Source organism: Arthrobacter dokdonellae (genome assembly GCF_003268655.1).
Taxonomy (GTDB): Bacteria; Actinomycetota; Actinomycetes; order Actinomycetales; family Micrococcaceae; genus Specibacter; species Specibacter dokdonellae.
This window is the reverse complement of the sequence record NZ_CP029642.1, coordinates 1,310,182-1,331,121: the sequence shown is the minus strand read 5'-3', so window position 1 is coordinate 1,331,121 and position 20,940 is coordinate 1,310,182. Positions and strand designations below refer to the sequence as shown.

At 67.0% G+C, this 20,940-nt stretch carries 19 protein-coding genes and 1 pseudogene; 5 read left to right on the top strand and 15 right to left on the bottom strand.

What is annotated here, in order from left to right:
• Nucleotides 1-497 precede the first annotated feature (497 nt).
• Both DMB86_RS05925 and idi read left to right on the top strand, forming a co-directional pair.
• On the top strand, nucleotides 498-2,369 hold the full coding sequence (locus DMB86_RS05925) for a S1 domain-containing protein (RefSeq protein WP_113716971.1): 1,872 nt from the start codon (nucleotides 498-500) through the stop codon (nucleotides 2,367-2,369).
• A 44-nt stretch (nucleotides 2,370-2,413) separates the two neighbouring features.
• The gene (gene idi / locus DMB86_RS05920; protein ID WP_113716970.1) at nucleotides 2,414-2,956 is read left to right on the top strand and encodes an isopentenyl-diphosphate Delta-isomerase; all 543 of its coding nucleotides are present in this window, start codon (nucleotides 2,414-2,416) and stop codon (nucleotides 2,954-2,956) included.
• Here the strand turns inward: idi and DMB86_RS05915 are convergent.
• From DMB86_RS05915 to DMB86_RS05900, 4 genes are all read right to left on the bottom strand, one after another.
• On the bottom strand, nucleotides 2,953-3,771 hold the full coding sequence (locus DMB86_RS05915) for an SDR family NAD(P)-dependent oxidoreductase (RefSeq protein WP_113716969.1): 819 nt from the start codon (nucleotides 3,769-3,771) through the stop codon (nucleotides 2,953-2,955). The genes idi and DMB86_RS05915 overlap by 4 nt on opposite strands.
• A 97-nt stretch (nucleotides 3,772-3,868) precedes the next feature.
• Nucleotides 3,869-4,570 (bottom strand): hypothetical protein, encoded by a 702-nt coding sequence (locus tag DMB86_RS05910; protein ID WP_113716968.1) that lies wholly within the window; start codon nucleotides 4,568-4,570, stop codon nucleotides 3,869-3,871.
• A gap of 91 nt (nucleotides 4,571-4,661) precedes the next feature.
• Nucleotides 4,662-4,859, bottom strand: a complete 198-nt coding sequence (locus DMB86_RS05905; RefSeq protein ID WP_113716967.1) for a DUF6186 family protein — start codon at nucleotides 4,857-4,859, stop codon at nucleotides 4,662-4,664.
• Nucleotides 4,856-5,563 carry a hypothetical protein gene (locus tag DMB86_RS05900; protein WP_113716966.1) on the bottom strand — a complete coding sequence of 236 codons (708 nt, stop codon included), beginning with the start codon at nucleotides 5,561-5,563 and terminating at the stop codon, nucleotides 4,856-4,858. The genes DMB86_RS05905 and DMB86_RS05900 overlap by 4 nt, the downstream gene beginning before the upstream one ends.
• A gap of 431 nt (nucleotides 5,564-5,994) precedes the next feature.
• On the opposite strand from DMB86_RS05900, the pseudogene DMB86_RS05895 reads away from it, so the two are divergent.
• Nucleotides 5,995-6,564: pseudogene (locus tag DMB86_RS05895) on the top strand (NADPH-dependent FMN reductase).
• Here the strand turns inward: DMB86_RS05895 and DMB86_RS05890 are convergent.
• Complete coding sequence (locus DMB86_RS05890) at nucleotides 6,554-7,264, bottom strand: FadR/GntR family transcriptional regulator (protein WP_113719364.1); 711 nt, start codon at nucleotides 7,262-7,264, stop codon at nucleotides 6,554-6,556. The pseudogene DMB86_RS05895 and the gene DMB86_RS05890 overlap by 11 nt on opposite strands.
• A 157-nt stretch (nucleotides 7,265-7,421) precedes the next feature.
• Here DMB86_RS05890 and DMB86_RS05885 point away from each other — a divergent pair, with 157 nt between their 5' ends.
• Nucleotides 7,422-8,888, top strand: a complete 1,467-nt coding sequence (locus DMB86_RS05885) for a four-carbon acid sugar kinase family protein (RefSeq protein ID WP_113716965.1) — start codon at nucleotides 7,422-7,424, stop codon at nucleotides 8,886-8,888.
• A gap of 33 nt (nucleotides 8,889-8,921) precedes the next feature.
• The gene (locus DMB86_RS05880) at nucleotides 8,922-9,824 is read left to right on the top strand and encodes an NAD(P)-dependent oxidoreductase (RefSeq protein WP_113716964.1); all 903 of its coding nucleotides are present in this window, start codon (nucleotides 8,922-8,924) and stop codon (nucleotides 9,822-9,824) included.
• A 47-nt stretch (nucleotides 9,825-9,871) separates the two neighbouring features.
• Here DMB86_RS05880 and DMB86_RS05875 read toward each other — a convergent pair whose 3' ends face one another.
• From DMB86_RS05875 to DMB86_RS05830, 10 genes are all read right to left on the bottom strand, one after another.
• The gene (locus DMB86_RS05875) at nucleotides 9,872-10,633 is read right to left on the bottom strand and encodes a triose-phosphate isomerase family protein (RefSeq protein ID WP_113716963.1); all 762 of its coding nucleotides are present in this window, start codon (nucleotides 10,631-10,633) and stop codon (nucleotides 9,872-9,874) included.
• 21 nt (nucleotides 10,634-10,654) lie between these two features.
• Nucleotides 10,655-12,004 carry an MFS transporter gene (locus DMB86_RS05870; protein WP_113716962.1) on the bottom strand — a complete coding sequence of 450 codons (1,350 nt, stop codon included), beginning with the start codon at nucleotides 12,002-12,004 and terminating at the stop codon, nucleotides 10,655-10,657.
• 223 nt (nucleotides 12,005-12,227) lie between these two features.
• Nucleotides 12,228-13,280 carry a 2-hydroxyacid dehydrogenase gene (locus DMB86_RS05865; RefSeq protein ID WP_113716961.1) on the bottom strand — a complete coding sequence of 351 codons (1,053 nt, stop codon included), beginning with the start codon at nucleotides 13,278-13,280 and terminating at the stop codon, nucleotides 12,228-12,230.
• A 43-nt stretch (nucleotides 13,281-13,323) separates the two neighbouring features.
• On the bottom strand, nucleotides 13,324-14,646 hold the full coding sequence (locus DMB86_RS05860; protein ID WP_113716960.1) for an MFS transporter: 1,323 nt from the start codon (nucleotides 14,644-14,646) through the stop codon (nucleotides 13,324-13,326).
• A gap of 129 nt (nucleotides 14,647-14,775) precedes the next feature.
• Entirely contained in the window at nucleotides 14,776-15,555 is a 780-nt protein-coding gene (locus DMB86_RS05855) for an SDR family NAD(P)-dependent oxidoreductase (RefSeq protein WP_113716959.1), read from the bottom strand.
• A 34-nt stretch (nucleotides 15,556-15,589) separates the two neighbouring features.
• Complete coding sequence (locus tag DMB86_RS05850; protein ID WP_113716958.1) at nucleotides 15,590-16,561, bottom strand: 3-hydroxyacyl-CoA dehydrogenase family protein; 972 nt, start codon at nucleotides 16,559-16,561, stop codon at nucleotides 15,590-15,592.
• A 3-nt stretch (nucleotides 16,562-16,564) separates the two neighbouring features.
• A complete protein-coding gene (locus tag DMB86_RS05845; RefSeq protein WP_113719363.1) occupies nucleotides 16,565-17,047 on the bottom strand; it encodes a ribose-5-phosphate isomerase in 483 nt (160 codons plus the stop codon).
• Nucleotides 17,047-18,789: a dihydroxyacetone kinase subunit DhaL gene (gene dhaL, locus DMB86_RS05840; RefSeq protein ID WP_113716957.1), complete on the bottom strand. Its 1,743-nt coding sequence runs from the start codon at nucleotides 18,787-18,789 to the stop codon at nucleotides 17,047-17,049. Before dhaL ends, DMB86_RS05845 begins: the two co-directional genes overlap by 1 nt.
• 50 nt (nucleotides 18,790-18,839) lie before the next feature.
• Entirely contained in the window at nucleotides 18,840-19,838 is a 999-nt protein-coding gene (locus DMB86_RS05835) for a sugar phosphate isomerase/epimerase family protein (protein ID WP_113716956.1), read from the bottom strand.
• Between the two features lie 365 nt (nucleotides 19,839-20,203).
• A complete protein-coding gene (locus tag DMB86_RS05830; protein ID WP_113716955.1) occupies nucleotides 20,204-20,887 on the bottom strand; it encodes a GntR family transcriptional regulator in 684 nt (227 codons plus the stop codon).
• Between the last annotated feature and the right edge of the window lie 53 nt (nucleotides 20,888-20,940).

Sequence of the window (20,940 nt, the reverse complement as noted above, 5' to 3'; positions counted from 1 at the left end):
GCGAAATCATGGACGATCAGAGCACTTCATCGATTCCGGACCCCGAACCGCCGGTGCCCGGCCAGCCGGCGCCTGGGCAGCCCCCGATCCCCCCGGACCCCACGCAGCCGATCGACCCGAACCGGCCGGATCCCACCGAACCCACTCACCCGCCAACCCCTCCCGATCCGCTGGACCCGCCGCATCCCGGCGCGCCGGAGCCCCCCATGCCGCCTGACTCACCGTTCGGCACGCCGGGCAGGGTCATCTAAGCGGTACCCGGCTGCACTCCCGAAGAACATCCCAACGCTCCCACGGAGCCGTTGAGGTTGGAGATAATGACCAACCTCAACCGACTGCGCCTGCCGGATCGCGATCGGCCGCTCCAGTGCGACTTCGTCTCTCGCCGCGTGCTCGCGCGCTCTGCCGGGTAATCGCGGCCCGCCGGGGTAATGGCGGCCTGCCGGGGTAATGTGGCTGGCACGGCGGTCCGGTGGCCATCGGCGAGAGGAGTCGGGATGCCTTCACAGCGAAAGCGGCACAAGAGCCGTCCCGCCCCTGCCGCAGAAGCCCCCGCCGTCCACGCGGCCGTCCAGCACCTTCCCGGTGCCACGCTGGCACAACATCTGGCAAGTGAATCGCGGACCCTCGGAGCCGTCGTCGTCTCCTACAAGGCCGATTCCGGTTCCAGGCGCATTGACGCCGACGCCCTCGCGCAGCTGTTGGATGGCGTGGCGGACGTGTATGAGCTGGAAAACGGCATTGAAACACGACGCCTGCAGGACGGGCTTCCGGACGGCCTGGAAATCTACGGCACCGGCGCGCGGTTTTATCCGGCGGGACCTGCCTGGGCGCAGGCAACGCCCGAACCGCGGCTGGTCCACCGGTTCACGAACCTGACGCGGCTCACCGAGGACCTGGCCTCGGAAGCACGCGCCGGCGGCGTCCGCTCCACCGACGCCGCCGTCGTCACCCGCCCAGCGGCGTCCCCGACGCCGACTGCCACGCCGGCTGCCAGCACCGCCACCGCCACTGTCAGCGGCTTCGCCGGCGAGGACAGGAGCCGGGCGCTGGTCAAGCTTGCCACCACCGGCCGGCAGGCCATCATCCGCGCCGAGGACCTGCTGCCCGGCGTTCCCCTGGACTGGCTGCTCACGCGCGGCCAGCAGGTCACCGGCCTTCTGGACGCCGACGCGCACACCCTGGACATCCGCGGACTGCTGCTGCGGCCGGGGTCCCCCGTCACCGCCTACCGGCCCGGCGACGTTGCCCTGGCGCGCGTCAAGTCGGCCGGAGCCGGCGACGCGGTGGTGACCCTGTGGCCAGGCGCGGACTTCCGGATCGGGATCGGGCGCATCTCCTCGAACGAGCTCGACGCCGCCGAGGACCTGCTCACCGAGGGCGAGGTGGTGCGCGTGCGGGTGCTGTACGAAAACGGCGCCGTGGTGCTCTCCATGCTGGACGTGGACGACGACGACCCACAGGTCCCAGCCCCATCCCTGATCGCGGGCGGCCCTCCCTGGCTGGACCCGGACCGGCCCTATGCGAGCATCTTTGGCGCGCCCGGCGCGGCCGGATCACCAACCTCGGCGTGTCCCGGAGGCAGGGACGGCGGCACGGCAGAAGCCCACGTGGGGGACGCGTCCGGCGTCGAACCCCGGGAAGCGGAGCCCGCGCTGACCCCTCCGGAGCGGCGGAGCGCGCTGAAGTCCACCCAGATGGAGCTGGAGGCGGCCCGGCACGCGATAGCCGAGCTGCTGGTCGAGACCACCAGGCGGGGCGCCACCGACAAGATCGCGCGGATCTGGCAGGACAAGTACGATTCGGAGCGGCGCAAGGCCGACGACGAGGCCCGGCTCCGCGCCGACGCCGTCCGGCAGCTGGAGACCTTAAAGGCGGAGCTGTCCAGGACGCAGGCCAAGCTGGTGGGGGCCAAGAAACTGAGGCGGTCGGTATCCTCCAAGTCGGAAGGCGCCCTGCCCGCGCTGTTCAGCGACCCCGTGGAGCAGTTCCGTTTTGAGCTGTACAACGAGTGGGCGCGGGCGGTGCCGGCCGTGGACAAGTCCGGCGAACCATTGGGCGACTACACCGTGGGCCCGTACTTCCTGGCGTCCCTTTCGGTATTGCCGGCGCCGCAACGGTCCAAGGCCCTGCGGGCGGTGGTGGACCTGGTGGCCGACCGGACCGGGCCGCTGCGCAACCGCAAACCGCATGTGCTGCGGGAAAACGAGGGCGCGCATGCGCCGGCCCGCATGCGCGGCGAGGATGTGTGCATGCGGCTGTACGTGGAGCAGGGCACCGCGGCCGCCCTGCGGCTCCATTACTGGAAGCTGAAGTCGGGCGGCTTCGAGCTCCATGAGGTTGTGCCGCACGACGCCGTCAAGCCATAAGCTGGTTGGACAGTCCCAGCCGCACCCACTGAAAGGCGCCCGCCATGTCCCCACCCCTTGAGCTGGTCCGGCTGCTGGACGACGACGGCACCGAGATCGGCACGGCCGACAAGTCGCTGGTTCATGGCGACAACACGCCGCTGCATCTGGCCTTCTCCTGCCACCTGGTGGACGCCGCCGGCCGCACCCTGCTCACCCGCCGGGCACTCTCAAAACAGGCTTGGCCGGGCGTCTGGACCAACTCGTTTTGCGGGCACCCGGCCCCCGGCGAAACGTTTGAGGACGCCGTGAGGCGGCGCGCCGCCGTCGAACTTAACCTCGAAGTGAGCGACGTCCGGCCGGCCCTGCCGGATTTCCGATACCGCGCCGTGGACCCCTCGGGCATCGTGGAGAACGAGATCTGCCCCGTCTTCACCGCGGCCTACACGGGCGACGGCGTCATCTCGCCGAATCCCGACGAGGTCTGCGACTGGGCGTGGGCGGACATCGTGGACGTGGAGGACGCCGTGGCCGCGGCACCGTTCGCGTTCAGCCCCTGGCTGGTGCGCCAGCTCGAGGCAGCGATCTACAGCGGCGGGCGCGCCTAGACGGCCACCATCGCCGCGCTTTTCTCCCAGAGGCTCTCGGCCAGTTCGGGGCGGTACGCCCGCGGGTTCGCCTTGGCAACCTTGCGCTTCGCGTAGTACTCGCCCGGGGTCCAGTCCTGGCCGGGCACGGTGGTGGCCAGCCAGACCAGCGTGTCCGCCCCCTGCGCTGGCGAAATCATGAACCGCCGCGCCAGGACGCCGTACGCCAGCTTGTTGATCTTGTTGGATTCGGCCGAAAATCCGCTCGCCACCACGCCCGGGTGGAACGCCGCGGCGGAGACGCCGTGGTCGCCGTACCGGCGCTGCAGCTCCCGGGTGAACAGGATGTTCGCCAGCTTCGCGTTGCCGTAGGCGGAGTTGGCGGAATACTTCTTCTCGGCGTCGAGGTCGTCAATGTCGAATTTCGCCATGATCCGGTTGGCATTGCTGGAGGTGTTGATGACCGTGGCCCGGCTCGCGACCAGGCCGTCTATCAGCAGCGTGGTGAGCAGGAACGGGGCCAGATGGTTCACCTGAAAGGTTTTTTCGTGGCCGTCCACGGTGAGCTCGCGCCCGGCCATGATTCCGCCGGCGTTGTTGGCCAGCACGTCAATGCGCGGATACCGTTCAGCCAATGCCGCCGCCAGTTCGCGGACCTGGGACAGGTCGGCGAAGTCGGCGATGAAGGGCTCGGCCTCAAGTCCGTCCGCAATCGCCTTCGTCTTCTGCGGCGACCGGCCCACCACCACCAGCTGGTCCCCTGGGTACGCCAGCATCTTGGCGGCGGCTGCCCCGATGCCGTCGCTGGCGCCGGTGATTACGATTGTGCGTGCCATGGCCCGTCCTTAGAAAGTTGCTTCAGCATACCGCCGCGGGCCCGGTTTCAGCCGCAACCCCATCCGCGGCGCCCCTTCCGCGGGGCGTGCGGCGGCGCTAGCTTGAGCGGTTGATCATCCTCGCCACTTTTTGCTCGAGCGCCGCCAGCGTCACGTCCGGCAGCACGATGATGCCGTCCAGTTCCTTGCGGGCCCGCCTGAAGGCCGACTGACGCTCGGCCGGGCTGGCGGCCTCATTTTCGGCGATGTTGACCAGCTTGCGGGCCGTGCCCAGGCGTTGGCGCTCCGGCTCGCTGAAGGACGTGTCCTTCACACGCCGGGCCTCCTTTTCCGCCACGTCGAACGCCACGTCATAGGCGTTGACGGCATTGCGGTAGTCATCCCAGCGGGACTTGGACGTGACCTCGGCGGCGGCCACGGGACGCAACGCGTCGGCGTCGCGCTTAGCGCGCAGGAAGGCCACGGTGAGCGGCTGGCGGACGTCGGTCATCATGGGGAAGTCGATGAGCTTGCCGACGTCGAGCTCGTAGTCGAGCCAACGGCGGTTGACAGCGTCGTGCGCCTCCATCAGCTTGGCGACGTCGCCCTCGGTAAAGGCATCGGGATCCTTGGCGAGGGAGGTTTGCGGGACCGGCGGCAGCCCCGCGGCCTCAGGGTGCCGGAGCTTGTACAATTCGACCCGGCGCCGGTGCCGCCGCTCCGACGCCTTGGAGAGGCCGCGACCCCAGCCGCCGATGATTCCCGCCAACGGAAACGCCAACCACCAGTAACTGCCGGCGAACTGCCAAAAATCGTGCATGAGTCAATCGTGCCACCCGTCACACGTGCAGGCTAATCCCATCCCTCGATGGGGCAGTTTCAGCCCATATGGGCTTTCCGCGCGCCACGGGTCACCCCACGAGGAAATGCCAGCCAAGCCACCACACAAACAGCAACAGGGTGATCCGGGCGGCCCGCGTCACAAACACACGGCCCAGCAGTTCACCCAGGCCGGCGAGCGCTGCCGGCCGCACGTGCGTGACCACAACCAGCGCAATGCCCGCCACCGGAACCAGCGCATACCCGGCCACCACCATCACATGGATCACGGGCGCCGCACCACCCGCAGCAGCGTTCCGCACGCCACCAGCCACAAAGCCGTCATGAACCATCGGCTCGAATCACTGTCGAACAGGGGCTGCAGCAGGTCGGTCAGCGGCGGAAACACGGCTTCCCCGCCCGGGGAAAACCTGTCGATGAAATACGTGCCCAGCTCCCAAATGCACAGGAAAAGTACGACGCCGGCCCACCAGTACGCGGCCCGCCTCACCCGGGGTGCGGGGCGCCCGGGCGGGCGGGGAGGGTTGGGCCAGGCGACGAGCAGCATGGCAGCCCCCACCAGACCCACGACGGCCGGAATCCCCGTGCTGCTCGCGGGCGCGAGGACCACCACGGCCAGGGACAGTGCGCCGACAGCGGCGGCAACGGCGGCCCAAAACCAGCGCGGCACCGCACGCGGAGCGCGCACAACCTGGGCCGGGACCGCGGCCGGGGGGCGTGCCGGGACGGGTGCCGGGAGTTCCGCCGACGAACCCGTCCGCACAGCATCCGTCCGCTCCCCCTCGGCCTCGGCACGATCCGCCGGCTTGTGCTCCCCCTCTTCATGCGCGGCCGGCTTGTGCCGACCGGCACGCGCGGCGTGCCGCACGGCGGTGTCGATGGCCAGGGCCGCACCCACGGACAAGAAGACCAGCGCGTCCACGGGCACCCCGCGGTACAGGTGGAACACGCCGGTGATGAATAGGATCACCACCCAAGGAACCGACAGCCACAGGGACGGTCGGGCATCCGCGCCGGACGCGGGCCGTGAAGCGCGGGCCGGCGTCACGCCCGGCCGGCCGCCCGGTCCGCCCGCCTGCGTCGCCCCCGGCTGCCCGCCCGGCTGGCCGCCCGTCGAGGCCGCACCCGGCCCACGCCTGGGATTCCGGGCAGCGCCTGAGCCGCCCGGATGCCGACCCTCCGGTGGCCCGGCCGCGTCCGAGGACTTGCCCGGGTGCACGCTTCCAGCCATGTGCCCAGTCCACCACCAGCGCGCTCCCAGCGCCAGTGGCAGGCAGTGCTGCCGCCCCGGCCGGGCACCCGGCGTCGTGCCTTCATGCACGGATGGCGGGCCGTGGACGCCTAATTGGACGCGGGCATACAGTGGGACCGGCCACCCATTTCCGACGGACAAGGAGAGAGAACATGAGCTACAAGGTCGGCGTTTTTGTTGGCAGCCTGGCCTCCAATTCCATCAACCGCAAACTGGCGCGGGCCCTGAAAAAACTGGCGCCGCCGGAACTTGAGCTGGTGGAGATCCCCATCGGCGACCTGCCCCTGTAAAGCCGCGACTACGACGCCGACTACCCGCTGGCCGGGCGCGCCTTCAAGGACGCCGTGGCCGCCGTGGATGCCCTGCTGTTCGTGACGCCGGAGTACAACCGAAGCGTGCCCGGCGTGCTGAAGAATGCCATCGACTGGGGGTCCCGTCCCTGGGGCACCAACTCGTTTGCGAAGAAGCCCTCGGCGGTGACGGGGGCGTCGCCCGGGCTGATCAGCACGGCCGTGGCGCAGCAGCACCTGCGCTCCATCCTGTCCTTCGTCAACTCCCCGGAACTGGCCAACCCGGAGTGCTACATCCACTTCACCGATGGGCTCATTGACAACGACGGCAACGTCTCCGTGCCGGGCACGGCGGAGTTCCTGCGCAGCTGGCTGCAGGAATTTCACATCTTCATCGTGAAGGTGGTTGGGGCGCAGCGGATCACGATTTAGGGGCCCGGAGCACGTATTTCTGCAGGTCCTCCCGGGTCTGGGTCATGTGGTTGTCCATGGCCACCCGGGCCGGCTCGGGTTCCCGCGCTGCGAGCGCTTCGAGGATGGCCTCGTGCATGGCAATCGCGTTCGCCTGGATCTCTGGGACCCGGGACGTTTCCGCGCGGCGGCTTTCCAGGATGCGATGCAGCGGCTCGAACAGGACTGCCACAAATATGTTGCCCGAGGCGTGCAGGATGATGTCGTGAAAGGCCAGGTCCGATTCCACGAAGGCGGTCACGTCTTTGGCCGTGTGGGCCGCCCGCATCCGCTCGACCTGGTCGGCCAGCAGGTCAAGGTCCGTCTCGGAGATGCGGGTGGCCGCCAGTTCGCACGCGCCCGTCTCGAGCATGCGCCGCAGCTCGATGAGTTGGATGGCCACGGCGTCGTCGTCCTCGCCCTCGGAGACGGCGCGGAGCACCGCATGCAGTGAGCCCCAGCTGCGCAATGGGTTAACGAACGTGCCCCGGCCGCGCTCCACCCGGAGGATGCGCTGGGCCTCAAGGGTCTTCATCGCCTCGCGGACCGTCATGCGGCTCACTTCATGCTGGGAACTCAGTTCCAGCTCACCAGGAACGAGTGCATCGGGAGGGAACTCGCCGGCAACAATCCGGTCCAGCAGGTCGTCCGCCACCACTTCGGTCAGCGACTTGCGCGCCATGTCTCCCCCCTCCGCCTTCATGTTGCTCCAGTTTAGGAGCCTTCAAGCCATGAATGCCTTCCGCTTGCACACCCCGTGATCCTTGTGCCACAATAACAGTCAAATATTATATGTCAGACATCTTACAAAAGCGAGTCCCAAGAAGAGGCGTGAAGAAATGACCGTGGAATCCAAGCTTCTGCCCGACTACCCCGCCGAGGTCGCTGTGCCCGCCGGCCTGGTGGCCGCCCAGGTCGCCGCCTCGAACCGGGTGCTCATTGTCCTCGACGACGACCCCACCGGAACGCAGTCCGTGTCCGACCTCCCCGTCCTGACCCGCTGGGAAGTGTCGGACTTCGACTGGGTTTTCGGGCACCGGATCGACGGCGTGGCGGCCAGGGCCGTCTACGTCCTGACCAACACCCGCAGCTTGGAACCAGCCGAGGCGGAGGCCCGCAACCGGGATGTTGTGGTCAACGCCCTCGCCGCAGCCCGCACCGCCGGCATTTCTGTGGGATTCGTCAGCCGCAGTGACTCCACCCTCCGCGGACACTTCCCCCTGGAGCCGGACACCATTGCGGCAACGCTGGCCGCGGAGGCCGGTGAGATAGTGGACGGGGTGGTCATCGTCCCGGCCTTCCCCGACGCCGGCCGCATCACCGTGGGCGGCATCCACTACGCCCGCGGCGGCGACGGAACGCTCATTCCGGTGGCCGAGACCGAGTTCGCCCGGGACGCCAGCTTCGGCTTCACCCATTCGTCGCTGGCGGACTACGTGGAGGAGAAGTCCGGCGGCCGCGTGCCCGCCTCCAGGGTCATCACCGTGGACCTCCAGCTGATCCGCCGCGGCACGCCGGAAGCCGGCGCGACGGCCATCGCAGACGCCCTCGACGGCGCCACCGGTTCCACGCCCATCGTGGTGGACGCCGCCACCGAAAACGACCTGCGCATACTCGCCCTGGGCTTGGAAGAGTCCGAGCGTCGAGGAAAGACCCTGGTCTACCGTGTGGGACCGCCGTTTGTGCGCGCGCGGATCGGCCAGGAAATCCGCGAACCGCTCGAGTCCGCGGACATCTTCCCCGAGGATCGAACCCACACCGGTCCCTCCCGCGGCGGACTGATCGTGGTCGGCTCACACGTCGGCGTCACCACCCGCCAGCTCAAGGCCCTCACGGAAGCGCACCGCTCGGCGTGCATCGTCGCGATCGACGTGGAAGTGCTGCTGGCCGACGACGGCCGCACCCACATCTCCGACGTCGTCGCTGAGATCGCCGCGGCCCTGGCGACGGGCGACGTCATCGTCCATACCAGCCGCCTGCTCATCAAGACCGACGACCCCGCAGCCAGCCTGAAAATTGCCCGCACCGTCTCGGCTGCCGTTGTCGAGGTGGTCAACAGGGTCCTCAAGACCGCGCCCCCGCGCTTCGTCATCGCCAAGGGTGGAATCACTTCCTCTGACGTGGCCGCGCATGGACTGGAAATCCGCCACGCCATGGTGCGCGGCCCCATGCTCCCCGGGATTGTGTCCCTGTGGGAGCCGGTGGACGGGCCGGCCAAGGGCATCCCGTACGTCGTCTTTGCCGGCAATGTGGGCGACGACCAGTCGCTGGCCGACGTCACCCGCAAGCTCAGCGGCACGTTCTAAACGACTTACCCCAGTGCCCTGAAGGAGACCACCATGACCACCAAATACACCGTCACCGTCCTAGGACTCGGTGCCATGGGACTGCCCATGGCGACGCGCCTGGCGTCACAGCTGACCGTCCACGGCTTCGACATCGCCGAGCCCCGGCTGAAGCTGGCTGCAGAAGCCGGAATCACCACCTTCAACTCCGCTCAAGCGGCGGCGAAGGGCGCCGACGCCATCCTGCTGGCCGTGCGAAACGGCCAACAGCTCACCGAGGTGCTCTTCGGGGAAAGCGGCGTGGCCCGCGTCCTGAACCAAGGATCGGTGGTCATCCTCACCAGCACGGTAGGCACCGAGGCCATTCCGGCAACGGTGGAGCGGCTGGCCGAATACGGCGTCGAACTCGTGGATGCGCCACTGTCCGGCGGCCCCGTCCGGGCCGGCGAAGGCGACCTGCTGATCGTGGTGGGAGCCACCCCTTCCGCGCGGGAACAGGCGGCCCCCGTCCTTGACCTGCTGGCCTCCACCCTCTCGGTCGTGGGTGACAAGCCAGGCGACGGCCAGGCCCTCAAGACCGTGAACCAGCTGCTGTGCGGCGTCCACATTGCCGCCGCCGCCGAAGCCCTGGCCCTGGCCGACGCCCTGGGACTCGACCAGGCCAAGACCCTGTCAGCCCTCGAGGCGGGGGCGGCTGGCTCGTTCATGCTCTCCAACCGCGGCCCCCGCATCCTCGAGGCCTACACCACCAGCGGCGCCGACGTCCTTAGCCGCTTGGACATCTTCGTCAAGGATATGGGGATCGTGGGCAAGGCGGCGCGTGCTGCTGGCCTGGCCGCACCCGTTGCCGCCGCTGCCGAGCAGCTTTACCTGCTGGGCCAGGCGCAGGGACTGGCCGCCGCCGACGACTCCGCCGTGATCAAGGTCGTCGCCCCCACGCGCAGGCACGCCGGCTGACGCCGCCCGGATTGAAACGGCCCGACAGGCTGCCCGGGAGCGTCAATTCACTGACGAGCCAGCGCCTCGTCCAGGACGCGGCCAAAGTTCGCGGCCTCGTGGGCGAACCGGCCCAAAAAGAGCCCCGAGACTCCGTTCAGCTGCGGCAGCAGGCCCGGCTTCGCCGAACCGCCGTAGATGATCGGCAGCTCCCCCGCGCCGTGCGGCTCCAGCCGCCGCCTGATCTCACGGACGACGGCGGTGACGTACCCCGCGTTGGCGGGCTCGGCCGCGCCGATGGCCCAGACGGGCTCGTAGGCCACCAGCGTGCGTTCGATGCCGTCCCAGTTGCCTGACAGGGCCGCCTCAAGCTGGCCAACCACGTGTTCCGCCGCCTCCGAGGCCGTGCCGCGGCGCTCCTCCCCCACGCAAAGCAGCGCGGTGAGCCCGGCGGAACGGGACTGGGCCACCTTCGCCGCGACCACGCCGTCGTCCTCGCCAAAATGCCGGCGACGCTCGGCATGGCCGAGCTCCACCATCCCCACGCCGAGTTCCGCGAGCATGGCTGCGGAGATCTCGCCCGTCCAGGGGCCGGGCGCCGGGCTGCAGTTCTGGGCCCCCAGCACCGCCGCGGACCCGGACATGATCTCCGCGGCCGCGGGCAGCACAGGAAAGGACGGGATGATGAACGGGACAACCCGCCCGGCAGCAAGTGCCGGGCGGGCGTCCAGTTCGGCACGCACTTCTTCCAACCACCGCAGGCTGTCCTGATAGCCCAGGTACATTTTGGTGCTGACGCCCACATACGTGGTCGATCCAGTGTGTGTCATGTGGTGCAGTGTTCCGTTCCGTCAGCTGTCCAGCAACTCGTCGGCCTTGTTCTTGAACCGGCGGGTGCCCCACATCATGAGGGCTGCCACGAACGGCAGCACGCCGAGGGCGTAGATGCCCATGGCACCGGATGCGGAGGAGAACGTTTCGTTGATGCTGGTGCGAAGGATCGGTGCGACGAATCCGCCCAGGTTTCCGAGGGAGTTGATCAGCCCGATGCCCGCGGCAGCGGCGGTGCCGGTGAGGAACGCCGTCGGGTAGGACCAGGCAATGGGGCCGATGGACAGGAAGCTGCACACGGCCAGGGTGATGAAGATGATGCCGAGTGCCGGGAGCCCGTTGGCGCCTGCCCATGCGGAGCCGAAGATGCACAGGCCCGTGGAGACGAACAGCCAGGTGCCCAGGACGCGGCGGCGGATGATGGTGGAGGCGTACTTGCCGATGAAGTAGCAGGCAAACATGCCGAAGAACCACGGCACGGCTGCCAGCAGCCCGACGGTGAACCCGACCTTTTGGCCGGTCAGCTGGGCCACCTGCTGCGGCAGGTAGAACGTGACGCCGTACACGGCGATCTGCAGGCAGAAGTAAATGATGGTGAAGTACCAGACCTTGCCGTTGGCCATCGCAGCGAAGACGCCGGACGGACCGGATTCCTTCCGGAGCGCGTCCTCCTGGGCCATGGCCGCCGTCAATGCGTCCTTTTCCTCCTGGGAGAGGAACTTTGCCTTGGACGGGCCGTTGATCAGCAGGAAGAACGCCGCGACGCCAGCAATGACTGCGAGCAGGCCCTCGATGAAGAACATGACCTGCCAGCCGTGCACGCCGGGAACCTTGTCACCGATGTTGATCAGTCCGCCGGACATCGGGGAGCCGATGAGCTGGGAGAAGGGCTGGGCCAGGTAGAAGATGGCGAACATCTTCACGCGGTGCTTGTTGGGGAACCATTCGGCCAGGTACATGATGATGCCGGGGAAGAGCCCGGCTTCCGTGACGCCGAGCAGGAAGCGCAGGGCAACGAAGGAATTCTCGCCCTGGACAAAGGCGAAGCTGGCCGCGACGATGCCCCAGGTGATGCCGATGCGGGCCAGCCATATCTTGGCGCCCACCTTCTTGAGCATCAGGTTGCTGGGGATTTCAAAGATCGCGTAGCCGATGAAGAAGATTCCGGCGCCCAGCGCGTAGGCGCCTGCGGAGACTCCCTTGTCGGTTTGGAGGGCAGCCTCGGCAAAGCCGACATTGGTGCGGTCCAGGAAGGCAACCACGTAGAGAATGACGAGCATTGGCATCAGGCGGAAAGTGGCCTTGTGGACGGCCGATTTCAACGCCGGGGATTCCAACAGCTCCTTACTGGTACTGGTCAGGTTAGTCATGCAGACTCCTCATTGAACGGTGATGCTTTGGTCAGAGCTTGGGATTCGGGTTGCGTGTCAGCGCGGGAAGGCCATGAGAAGGACGGCGCCGACGCAGGCGATGATGCCGACCAGCAGGTACAGCTTGCGGGCGGTGCTCCAGGCACCGGGGGTTTGTGGTTCCATGGGTTGCTCCTTAGTCGGCGGCAGTGGGCGCCGGGCAGGTGGACGATTGAGCGACGAGTCACGCGTGTTGCGCGTCGGCGAGTTTCAGTGATGCTCCGCGCCAAGTGGAAGCGTTCACCAGTCCGCGGCTCAACGCCGCATCGGGGACGTTGCCGTGGGACGCCTGGATCACGGACGCGATGACACTGGCAGAGACATCGCGAGTGAAGTCGGCCGTCCAGCATAGGGCGTGCGGCGAGAGGATGACGTTGTCGAGTGCGAACAGCGGATCACCCTTGGACGGTGGTTCCGGGTCGAACACGTCGAGGGCCGCTCCTGCAATCGTGCCGTCGACCAGGGCCCGGGTCAGAGCGGCCTGATCCACCAGGCCGCCCCTGGCAATGTTGACGAAGTGGCCGGTGCGCTTCATGGCAGCGAAAAAGTCCGCGTCCACCATTCCCCGGGTCTCGCTGGTCAGTGCGGCCGTAACCACAACGAAGTCAGAGCGGCTGGCAAGTTCCAGGAGCGGAAAGCCCGCGATGCCGTGTTCGGCGGCCCGGCTGGAGTTGCGGTCGGTGGTGATGACCACAACTCCCAGGTGCCGCAGGTATTCCGCAAGCTGTGTGCCGACGCTCCCAAAGCCGATAATGCCGACGGTCCGCCCATCAATGCCCTGCCCCCGGTGCCCGCCGCGACCGGTCTCCCAGAGCCCGTTCGCGGTCACTCGGTGGTTTTCGACCAGGCGGTGGGCGGCAGCTAGTATGAGCGTCAGCCCGCTGAGTGCGAGTGGTTTGCGGACCTCGGCGGGCGTGGTCGTGACAATCACTCCCTCGGCGGCCAGTCCCTGCGGATCAATACCGTCGTAGCCGGCGCCGAAGCGCGCCACATGCTTGAGCCGAGGAGCATGGCGCACCAGCTCTGCATTGAAAGGCATGTGTCCGAATGACAGTACTGCGTCGAGCCCTGCCAGCGCTTCTGCATTGACAGGACCATGGGGCACGTCCGGCATCAGCCGCCAGGAGATGCCGGCCTGGTCCAATCTTTCCAGGCCCACATCACCGAAGATGGTTGATCCGTCCGGATGTGCCCCGTCGCGGGTCAGCCCGACGACGTAGCGGTCTTGGGAACTCAACGTTCATTCTCCTTGTGTGTCAGGGCCCAAGCCAGAGTGAATCTCATGCCGTTGCCTGCTCCGTCACATCGATGGGCTTGGAGACCATCAGCCCGAAGAACAGCGCGCCGAGAGCCGCGATAATGCCCGCCAGGATAAACGACGGCGTATAGGAGCCGGTCCTGTCGACGACGATTCCGGTGATGACCGGCGCGAGTGCGCCACCGAAGTAGCCGCCGAAGTTCATGATTGAGCCAAAGCGTGCGGCGTGGGTGTCCGGGACGATGTCGCTGGTCAGTGCCCATGACTGGGACTGGATGATGGCAATGAGCCCAAGTGCCAGGCACAGGACAACAATGGCCCCGGTGAGCGAGTGCATGAACGGAACGATGACCAGCAGGATTCCGGTGAGGACTGCGGCGACGACCAGTACCAGCCGCTTGGACCCCATTGCGGACTTTCCGCCGCGGCGAACCAGCATAAGAGTGATACGTCCGCCGTAGATTCCTGCTATTGCCGCCGCGAGGTAGGGGATTGCCGCGACCCAGCCGGTTTTTCCGATCGACACCCCGAGTGTGTCCTGCAGAAAGAGCGGGAGGAAGGTGATGAAGATGTTCCAGATCCAGATCGATGTGAAGAATCCCAGCATCATGCCCCAGGTCTGGCGGTACTTGAAGAACGACAGCCAGGGAATGTCTGCTGCCGGGACATCAGTTTTATCGCGCCCGGCCAGGATGTGCCGGTACTCCTCCTCGGAAAGGTTCTTGGCTTCTTCCGGCGCCTTGTAGAACATATAGAACGCGATGGCCACGATAAGGCCCAAAATGCCAATGACAATAAACATTCCGCGCCACCCGAAAGCGAGCATCAGCAGCGTCAGGACTGGCGGGGCAACGGCCGAGCCCCATTTGGAGCCGCTGTCCCAGATCCCACTTGCCTGGCCGCGTTCTTCGCGCGGAAACCACTGGGTGGTGATCTTCGAGCTGTTGGGCGAATTCGGAGACTCCCCTATGCCCAGCAGGACCCTGAACGCCACAAAATGCACCATCGAGTGCCCGAAGGCCATCAATGAGCTGGCTACGCTCCAGACTGCCACCGCGATGAAATACATCTTCTTCGGGCCGAACTTGTCAATGAGGTAACCGGCCGGGAGCTGGAAAAAGGCGTAGGTCCAGGAAAACACGGTTCCCAGCAGGCCGATGTCCGTCTTGGTCAGGCCCAGTTGTTTGATCATCTCCGGCGCCGCGATCGAAACGGCGGACCGGTCCAGGTAGTTCAGCAGCCCCGCGACCAGCAGCCAGCCGAGGACCAAATATCGAAGGTTCTTGACCTTCTTGTGGTCCTTGCTGCGCTGCCTGTCCCTGACGCTTTCCGTTGACTGACTCATGACACTTCCTTGTGTGTAGATTCAAAATCGATTGCACCGTCGGTGGTGCTAAAGGAACTACCCGGCAGACCCGCCACCGGCATTGCGCATGATGTGCCGACAAAGATGGGCACTGGAAAGGCCTCCCTTTTAGTGCATGTAGAGCCCGCCATCCACGTTCAACGTCTGGCCCGAGACGTATCCGGAGTCCTCGCCGATGAAGTAGTGGATGGCTGCGGCGATGTCGCGGGTGTTGCCGACACGGTTGACCACCAGGTCCTTGACCATGTCGTCCTTGCGTTCCTGGGTGAGGGTGCCGCCCATGATGTCGGTGTCGATGGGGCCGGGCGAGACGCAGTTGACGGTGATGTCGAACGGACCCAGCTCGCGGGCGGTGGCGCGGGTCAGGCCGATCACGCCGGCCTTCGCCACGGAGTACGGCGTCTTGGAGAACGTTCCGCCGCCGCGCTGGGCCGAGACGGAAGAGATGTTCACAATCCGTCCCATCCGGTTCTTGACCATGGACTCGGCAACCCGGCGGGTCGCGTAGTGGACGCCGTTGAGGTTGATGCCCAGGACCCGGTCCCATTCGGCCGGCTCCAGTTCCAGGTATGCGACGGGCGAGCTGACGCCGGCAATGTTTGCCAGGGCCACCACCTGCGGAAGCGCAGCCTCGATCTCATCGATGGCGGCCCGGACCGAGGACTCATCTGAGATGTTGGCGCCGACGCCGTGGGCCTTGACCCCGTAGGTGGCTGTCAGCTCGGCGGCGACGGCCTTGCAGGCGGCGTCGTCAAGGTCGACGACGCCGATGCTCCAGCCCCGCTCGGCCAGGTAGTTGGCCGTGGCGCGGCCGATGCCGCGTTCGGACACGGCTCCGGTGACGATGGCGGTGCGTTCAGCGGGGAAGGCTGCGGTGGTTTCGGACATGGATGTCTCCTGGTGGTCAGTGGTGGGGAACGAATTAGTTGATGGGCGCGGGGCCGAGGTCCTCGAGGAGCTGCTGCATGGCCACGTAGGCCTTGTTGCGGTAGGCAATCAGCGCCGGTGTCCGCTCGGCGGGGACGTTGAGGAAGCCAGCGCCCGTCTTGGTGCCCAGCTTTCCGGCGTCGACCAGCTCGGTGAGGATCTTGGGCGTGGCAAAGCGCTCCGGGAATCCGGTCTGCAGCGACTGGTAGCAGAAATTGTAGACATCCAGCCCGGCCATGTCCGCGATGGCAAACGGGCCAAAGAAGGGCAGCCGGAAGCCGAAGGTGGTGCGGACCAGCGTGTCGATGTCCTCGGCCGTGGCGATGTCCTGCTCCACAAGCTGCGCGGCTTCGTGGAACAGCGCGTACTGCAGGCGGTTGAGCACAAAGCCGGTAACGTCCTTCACCACGGCAGTCTGCTTCCCGGAGGAGTGGACCAGTTCCCGGATGGTGCCCACGGTGGCCGCCGACGTGCCGGCGTGCGGGATGACCTCGACGCCGGGGATGAACGGGGAGGGGTTGGAGAAGTGGACGCCGAGGAAGCGTTCCGGGTTCGCAACCGGCCCGGCCAGGTCGGCGATGGAAATGGTGGATGTGTTGGATCCGATCAGGGCATCCGGGCGGGCGGCGGCGCTGATCCGGGCCAGCGTCTCATGCTTGATGGCCAGGACTTCGGGGACGGCCTCCTCGATGAATTCGGCGTCGGCAACTGCTTCCTCGATGTCCTTCGCGGCCCACAGGTTCTCGCGCAGGATCTCGGTGGAGCCGGCCGGGAAAAGCCCGTCGGCCACGAACTGGTCCGATTCGGTGAGCAGGCGGTCGTAGTTGTTCTGCGCGACCTCGGCCGAGACGTCGGCCAGGGCCACGCGGGCGCCGCCGAGGGCCAGGACCTGGGCAATTCCGCCGCCCATGTAGCCGGAGCCGACAACGGCGAACTTCTTCTGGGCGGTGGTGTCAGTTGCAGTCATGGTTCAGGAAGCCTTCGTGTAGTCGGGTTCATAGGAGCAGATCGCGTCGACCTTTTCGGCCGAGGCGGAGTTTTCATCAAAGGTATAGGCAAGCCACTCGGTGACCAGCTTCTTGGCCAGTTCCAGGCCGATGACGCGCTGGCCCATGGTGAGTACCTGGGCGTTGTTGCTGAGCACCGAGCGTTCCACCGAATAGCTGTCATGGGCGGTGACGGCACGGATGCCGGGCACCTTGTTGGCCGCGATGGCCACCCCGAGCCCGGTGCCGCAGATCAGCAGCGCGCGGTCGGCGTCGCCTCCGGCCACCATTCGCGCCCCATCGACGGCCACATGCGGGTAGGCCCGGGAATCGTCGGGCCCCACGCCGATGTCAATGACGGTGGCAACCCGGGGGTCCCCTTCCAGCAGCGCCTTGAGCGCGTCTTTGTACTCCACACCGGCGGAGTCGTTGCCGACCACTATGCGAAATCCTGGCTTGTCCTGCATCATGCCTTGGCTCCTTGTCCGATGAATTCTGCATCAACGTGGCGGCCCAGCCGTTCGACGATGAGGCCGAACGACACCGCCCCCGGGTCCGGGTGGCCCAGGCTTTTCTCGGCGAGCGGCCGGGCCCGGCCCTTCAGGGGCCGCAATCCGGCGGTTTCGTCCGCAGCTGCGCCGGCTGCGGCCGCGGCCACTGCAAGCGCCCGGTCCAACGGTGCGCCGTCGGAAATTGCGGCCGTGAACGCGTCCCGGAACGGCAGCAGCGCATCCACCATGGTCTTGTCTCCGAGCTCAGCCTTGCCCAGCTCGGTGATGGCGGAGGCAAACGCTTCGACGGCGCCCGCCGCGTCCTGTCCCGTGTAGCTCTCCCTGTTGCCCAAGGCCGCGCCGGCCGCGATCACGGCCGTGCCCCACAGGGCACCGGAGGTCCCGCCGGCCTTTTCGCTCCAGGCCTCCCCCGCCGCGGCGAGGATGCGGCGAACTGAGGCCCCGCCGTCGGCTGCTTCAGTGGCCCTCGCCGCCGTAACGGCCGCCTCCACGCCCCGGCGCATGCCGATGCCGTGGTCGCCGTCGCCGGCAATCGCGTCCAGCCGGCCCAGTTCCTGCTCGTGTTCGACGACGACGTCCCGCACCGCCGCGATGGCAGACACTGCGTGCCTGCCCAGCGCGGCAGCGGCTGCCGTGGGCCGTTCGCTGTCCGTGTCCAGCCTGTCGGCAGCCGCGTTGACTTCACGGCGGGCGCGCTGCGCCACGGCGCCCTTCCGAAAGGCAGGCGTGTCCGCCGGAGCGGCCCACAGGCGTTCGAGTTCGTCATCGAGCCACAGCAGCGTCAGGGACAGCCCGGACATGTCCAGGCTGGTGACCAGTTCACCGCATTCTGGCTCCACCACGGTCAGTCCGGCGGCGGTGAGCAGCTTTTCCACCTTGCCAAAGAGCAGGAACAGCTCGTCGTACTTGACGGTGCCCAGGCCGTTGACAATGGGCACCACGCGGGTCCCGGGGTTCTCGGGCCGGTCTTCCAACAGCCGTGACACGAGCAGCTCGGCGAGCTCGGATGCCGTAGGCATCGGGTGTTCGGAAATGCCGGGTTCGCCGTGGATGCCCAGCCCCAGTGCCATGAGGCCGGTCGGGACGTGGAAGAGGGGCTCGGGGGCTCCGGGCAGCGTGCAGCCGTCAAAGGCGACGCCGAGGGAGCGGGTCCGGGCGTTGGCCAATATGGCGAGGCGTTCCACCTCGTCCAGGTCCAAGCCCTCCTCCGCGGCGGCGCCGGCAATCTTGAACACGGTCAGGTCCCCGGCAATGCCGCGGCGCTTTTTCAGCTGGTCCGCCGGGGCGCTGGCGATGTCATCGGTGACCAGGACCGTGCGCGTCTCAATTCCTTCGGCGTTCAGGCGCACCTGGGCCTGGCCGAAGTGCAGGACGTCGCCGGCATAGTTGCCATAGCTGAGCAGGACGCCGCCGCCGTTGTGGGCCGTCTTGGCCACTCGGTAGACCTGCCCGGCCGCCGGGGAGGCGAACATGTTGCCGCAGGCCGAGCCGGCGGCCAGTCCGGCCCCGACCAGCCCGGCGAAGGCCGGATAATGGCCGGAGCCGCCGCCGACCACAACGGCTACCTGTCCCCGGGGGCTGGCCGTTGCGCGGACCACGCCGCCGTCCACGCGGGAAACATACTGCCGGTTTGCGGCCACAAAGCCGTCAAGGGCCTCGTCCGCGAAGTTGGCGGGATCATCGAATATCTGGGTCATGGTTCCTCTTCTAATCCGCAAGGTGTCCGTGCGGGGTTGAGCGGGGCTGTTTAGACGGACACGGCTGTGGCGGGCTGCTGCCGGCCTTGGGCCACCTGGCTCGTGCCGAGTGCATAGCCGTCATGCTTGGGCAGGACCTGGCTGCGCAGGTAGGCCTGGTTGCTGGCGGTCACGCTCAGTCCGTCGCCGCCGTAGTGCTCGGTGCAGATGATGCCCTGGAAGCCGACGGAGATGGCGGTGCGGAACGCGTCGCGGTAGTTGATGATGCCGCTTTCCATGGGCGCGGGCATGGCCATGTAGCTGTCGCGGGCCACGTCCTCGTCGCGGAGGTAGTTCTTTACGTGCCAGTAGTTGGAGTAGGGCAAGGTCTTTTCCAGCACCTCGCGCCAGTCCTCGATGGGGCGGTGAAGGCGGACCAGGTTTCCCACGTCCGGGTTGAGGCCCACGTTGGCCAGCCCGATGTCCTGGACCAGTTTCACCGAGGAGTCGGCCGTGCCCAGGTAGGTGTCCTCGTACATTTCCAGTGACAGCAGGACGCCGACCTCGGCTGCATGCCCGCCCAATTCGCGGAGACGGACAACGGCGTCAGTCCACGTTTCCGTGTTTCCCGGCACATCGGTGTGCCCCTGGACGGTCCAAAACCAGAGCTGCTTTTGCTGTTCGGCAGTCAGGGCCTGGTGGAGGCCGAGGGAGACGACCTCGCAGCCGAGTTCCGCGGCGGCGTCGATGGTGCGGTGGCTGTAGGCCAGGTTGTCTGCCCAGTTCTTCGCGTCAATGACGCTGCTGCGGATGGCCGAGATGACGGGGATGCCAATCTCCGCCTGTGCGGCGGCCTGCTTGAATTCGGCGAGCCGCGCGGTGCCCAGGTCCCCCGGGCGGACCCAGCTGTCGGTCAAGTCGGCGTTCTCGAAGCCGGCATTCTTGACCTCCTGGAACACCTGGACCCAGTCGCCGGCGTCGGCATCGTTAATATGCCGGCCGGCCGCGTTGGTTCCCGGGAATTGCAGCAGTGCTGCGCTGATCGGCCAGTTGGCGGCTGTGTAGGCCATGGGTGTGACTCCTTAGTCGTGATCCTGTTTCCTATAGGATCTACTATCGCTACAGACTATGTCAAGAATCACATTTTGGGAAGGCCCACACAGAGGATCGCGCGCGGACGCAGGCCGGGCGCCATTTGCGGCCCGAGGTGCGGCCGGACTGCGGGCCGTTTGCGACCGGGCTGCGGGCCGTGTGGGCCAGGCTTCAGGACCGCGCCCTGGACACGGAATTGTCGAACGCGCCCTGACGCGCGCCAGGGCGCAACCGTCGCTGGCACGGCCAAGCCGGGTGGCCAAGCCGGGCCGTCGGGGCAGGCGGTCGGGGCGGCGGCACTCGGGGCGGCCGCCCCGGGCGGACGGATCGGGCGCGAGCCGGCTCAGGCCTGCGGCGCGTCCTCCATGGCGCGCTGGCGGACCCTTCCAACATGCTCTGTCATGGCGGCGGCGGCAGCCTCGGGCTCGCCCAGTTCGATGGCATTGAACACCGCTTGATGCTCTGCGATGGCGTGATCGGCATCGGTGATGCCCACCCCGCCGAAGAGCCTGAACCGCTGAACCTGACCACCCAGGGCCTCGTAGGCGGCAAGCATGAACGGGTTGCCGGAGTTCTCGGCGATCAGCCGGTGGAAGCGTTCGTCTGCGTCAAGGTAGTCGCGGAATTCCGCAAAGGACGGCCCCCTCGGCGCCTCCTTGAGGTCGACGATCGACTGCCGCAAGTCCCCCAGCAGTTTCGGCGTCATCCGCTGGCACGCCAACTGGGTGATGACGGGCTCAATGACCAGACGGGCATCCATCAGGTTGGCAAAGTCGTCGCGAGAGAACACAGGTGCCACCCGGTATCCCTTGAGGGCAACTCTGACCACCAGTCCTGTGTGCTCCAACCGCGCGAGCGCCTCACGCACAGGCGTCGGCGAGACATCCAGGTCGCGCGCCGTGCCGTCGATGCTGACCTGGGCTCCCGGCTCAAGGCGCCCGTCCATGAGGGATTCCAGAATCTCCTCGTAGACATGGTCGGCCAGGACCTGGCGGCTGACGGGATGCGCTCCGCGGGAAGTCTTCATAAAGTAGAATCCTATAGGATTTGAAATGAACTGCAGACAACTTAAAGGTACCT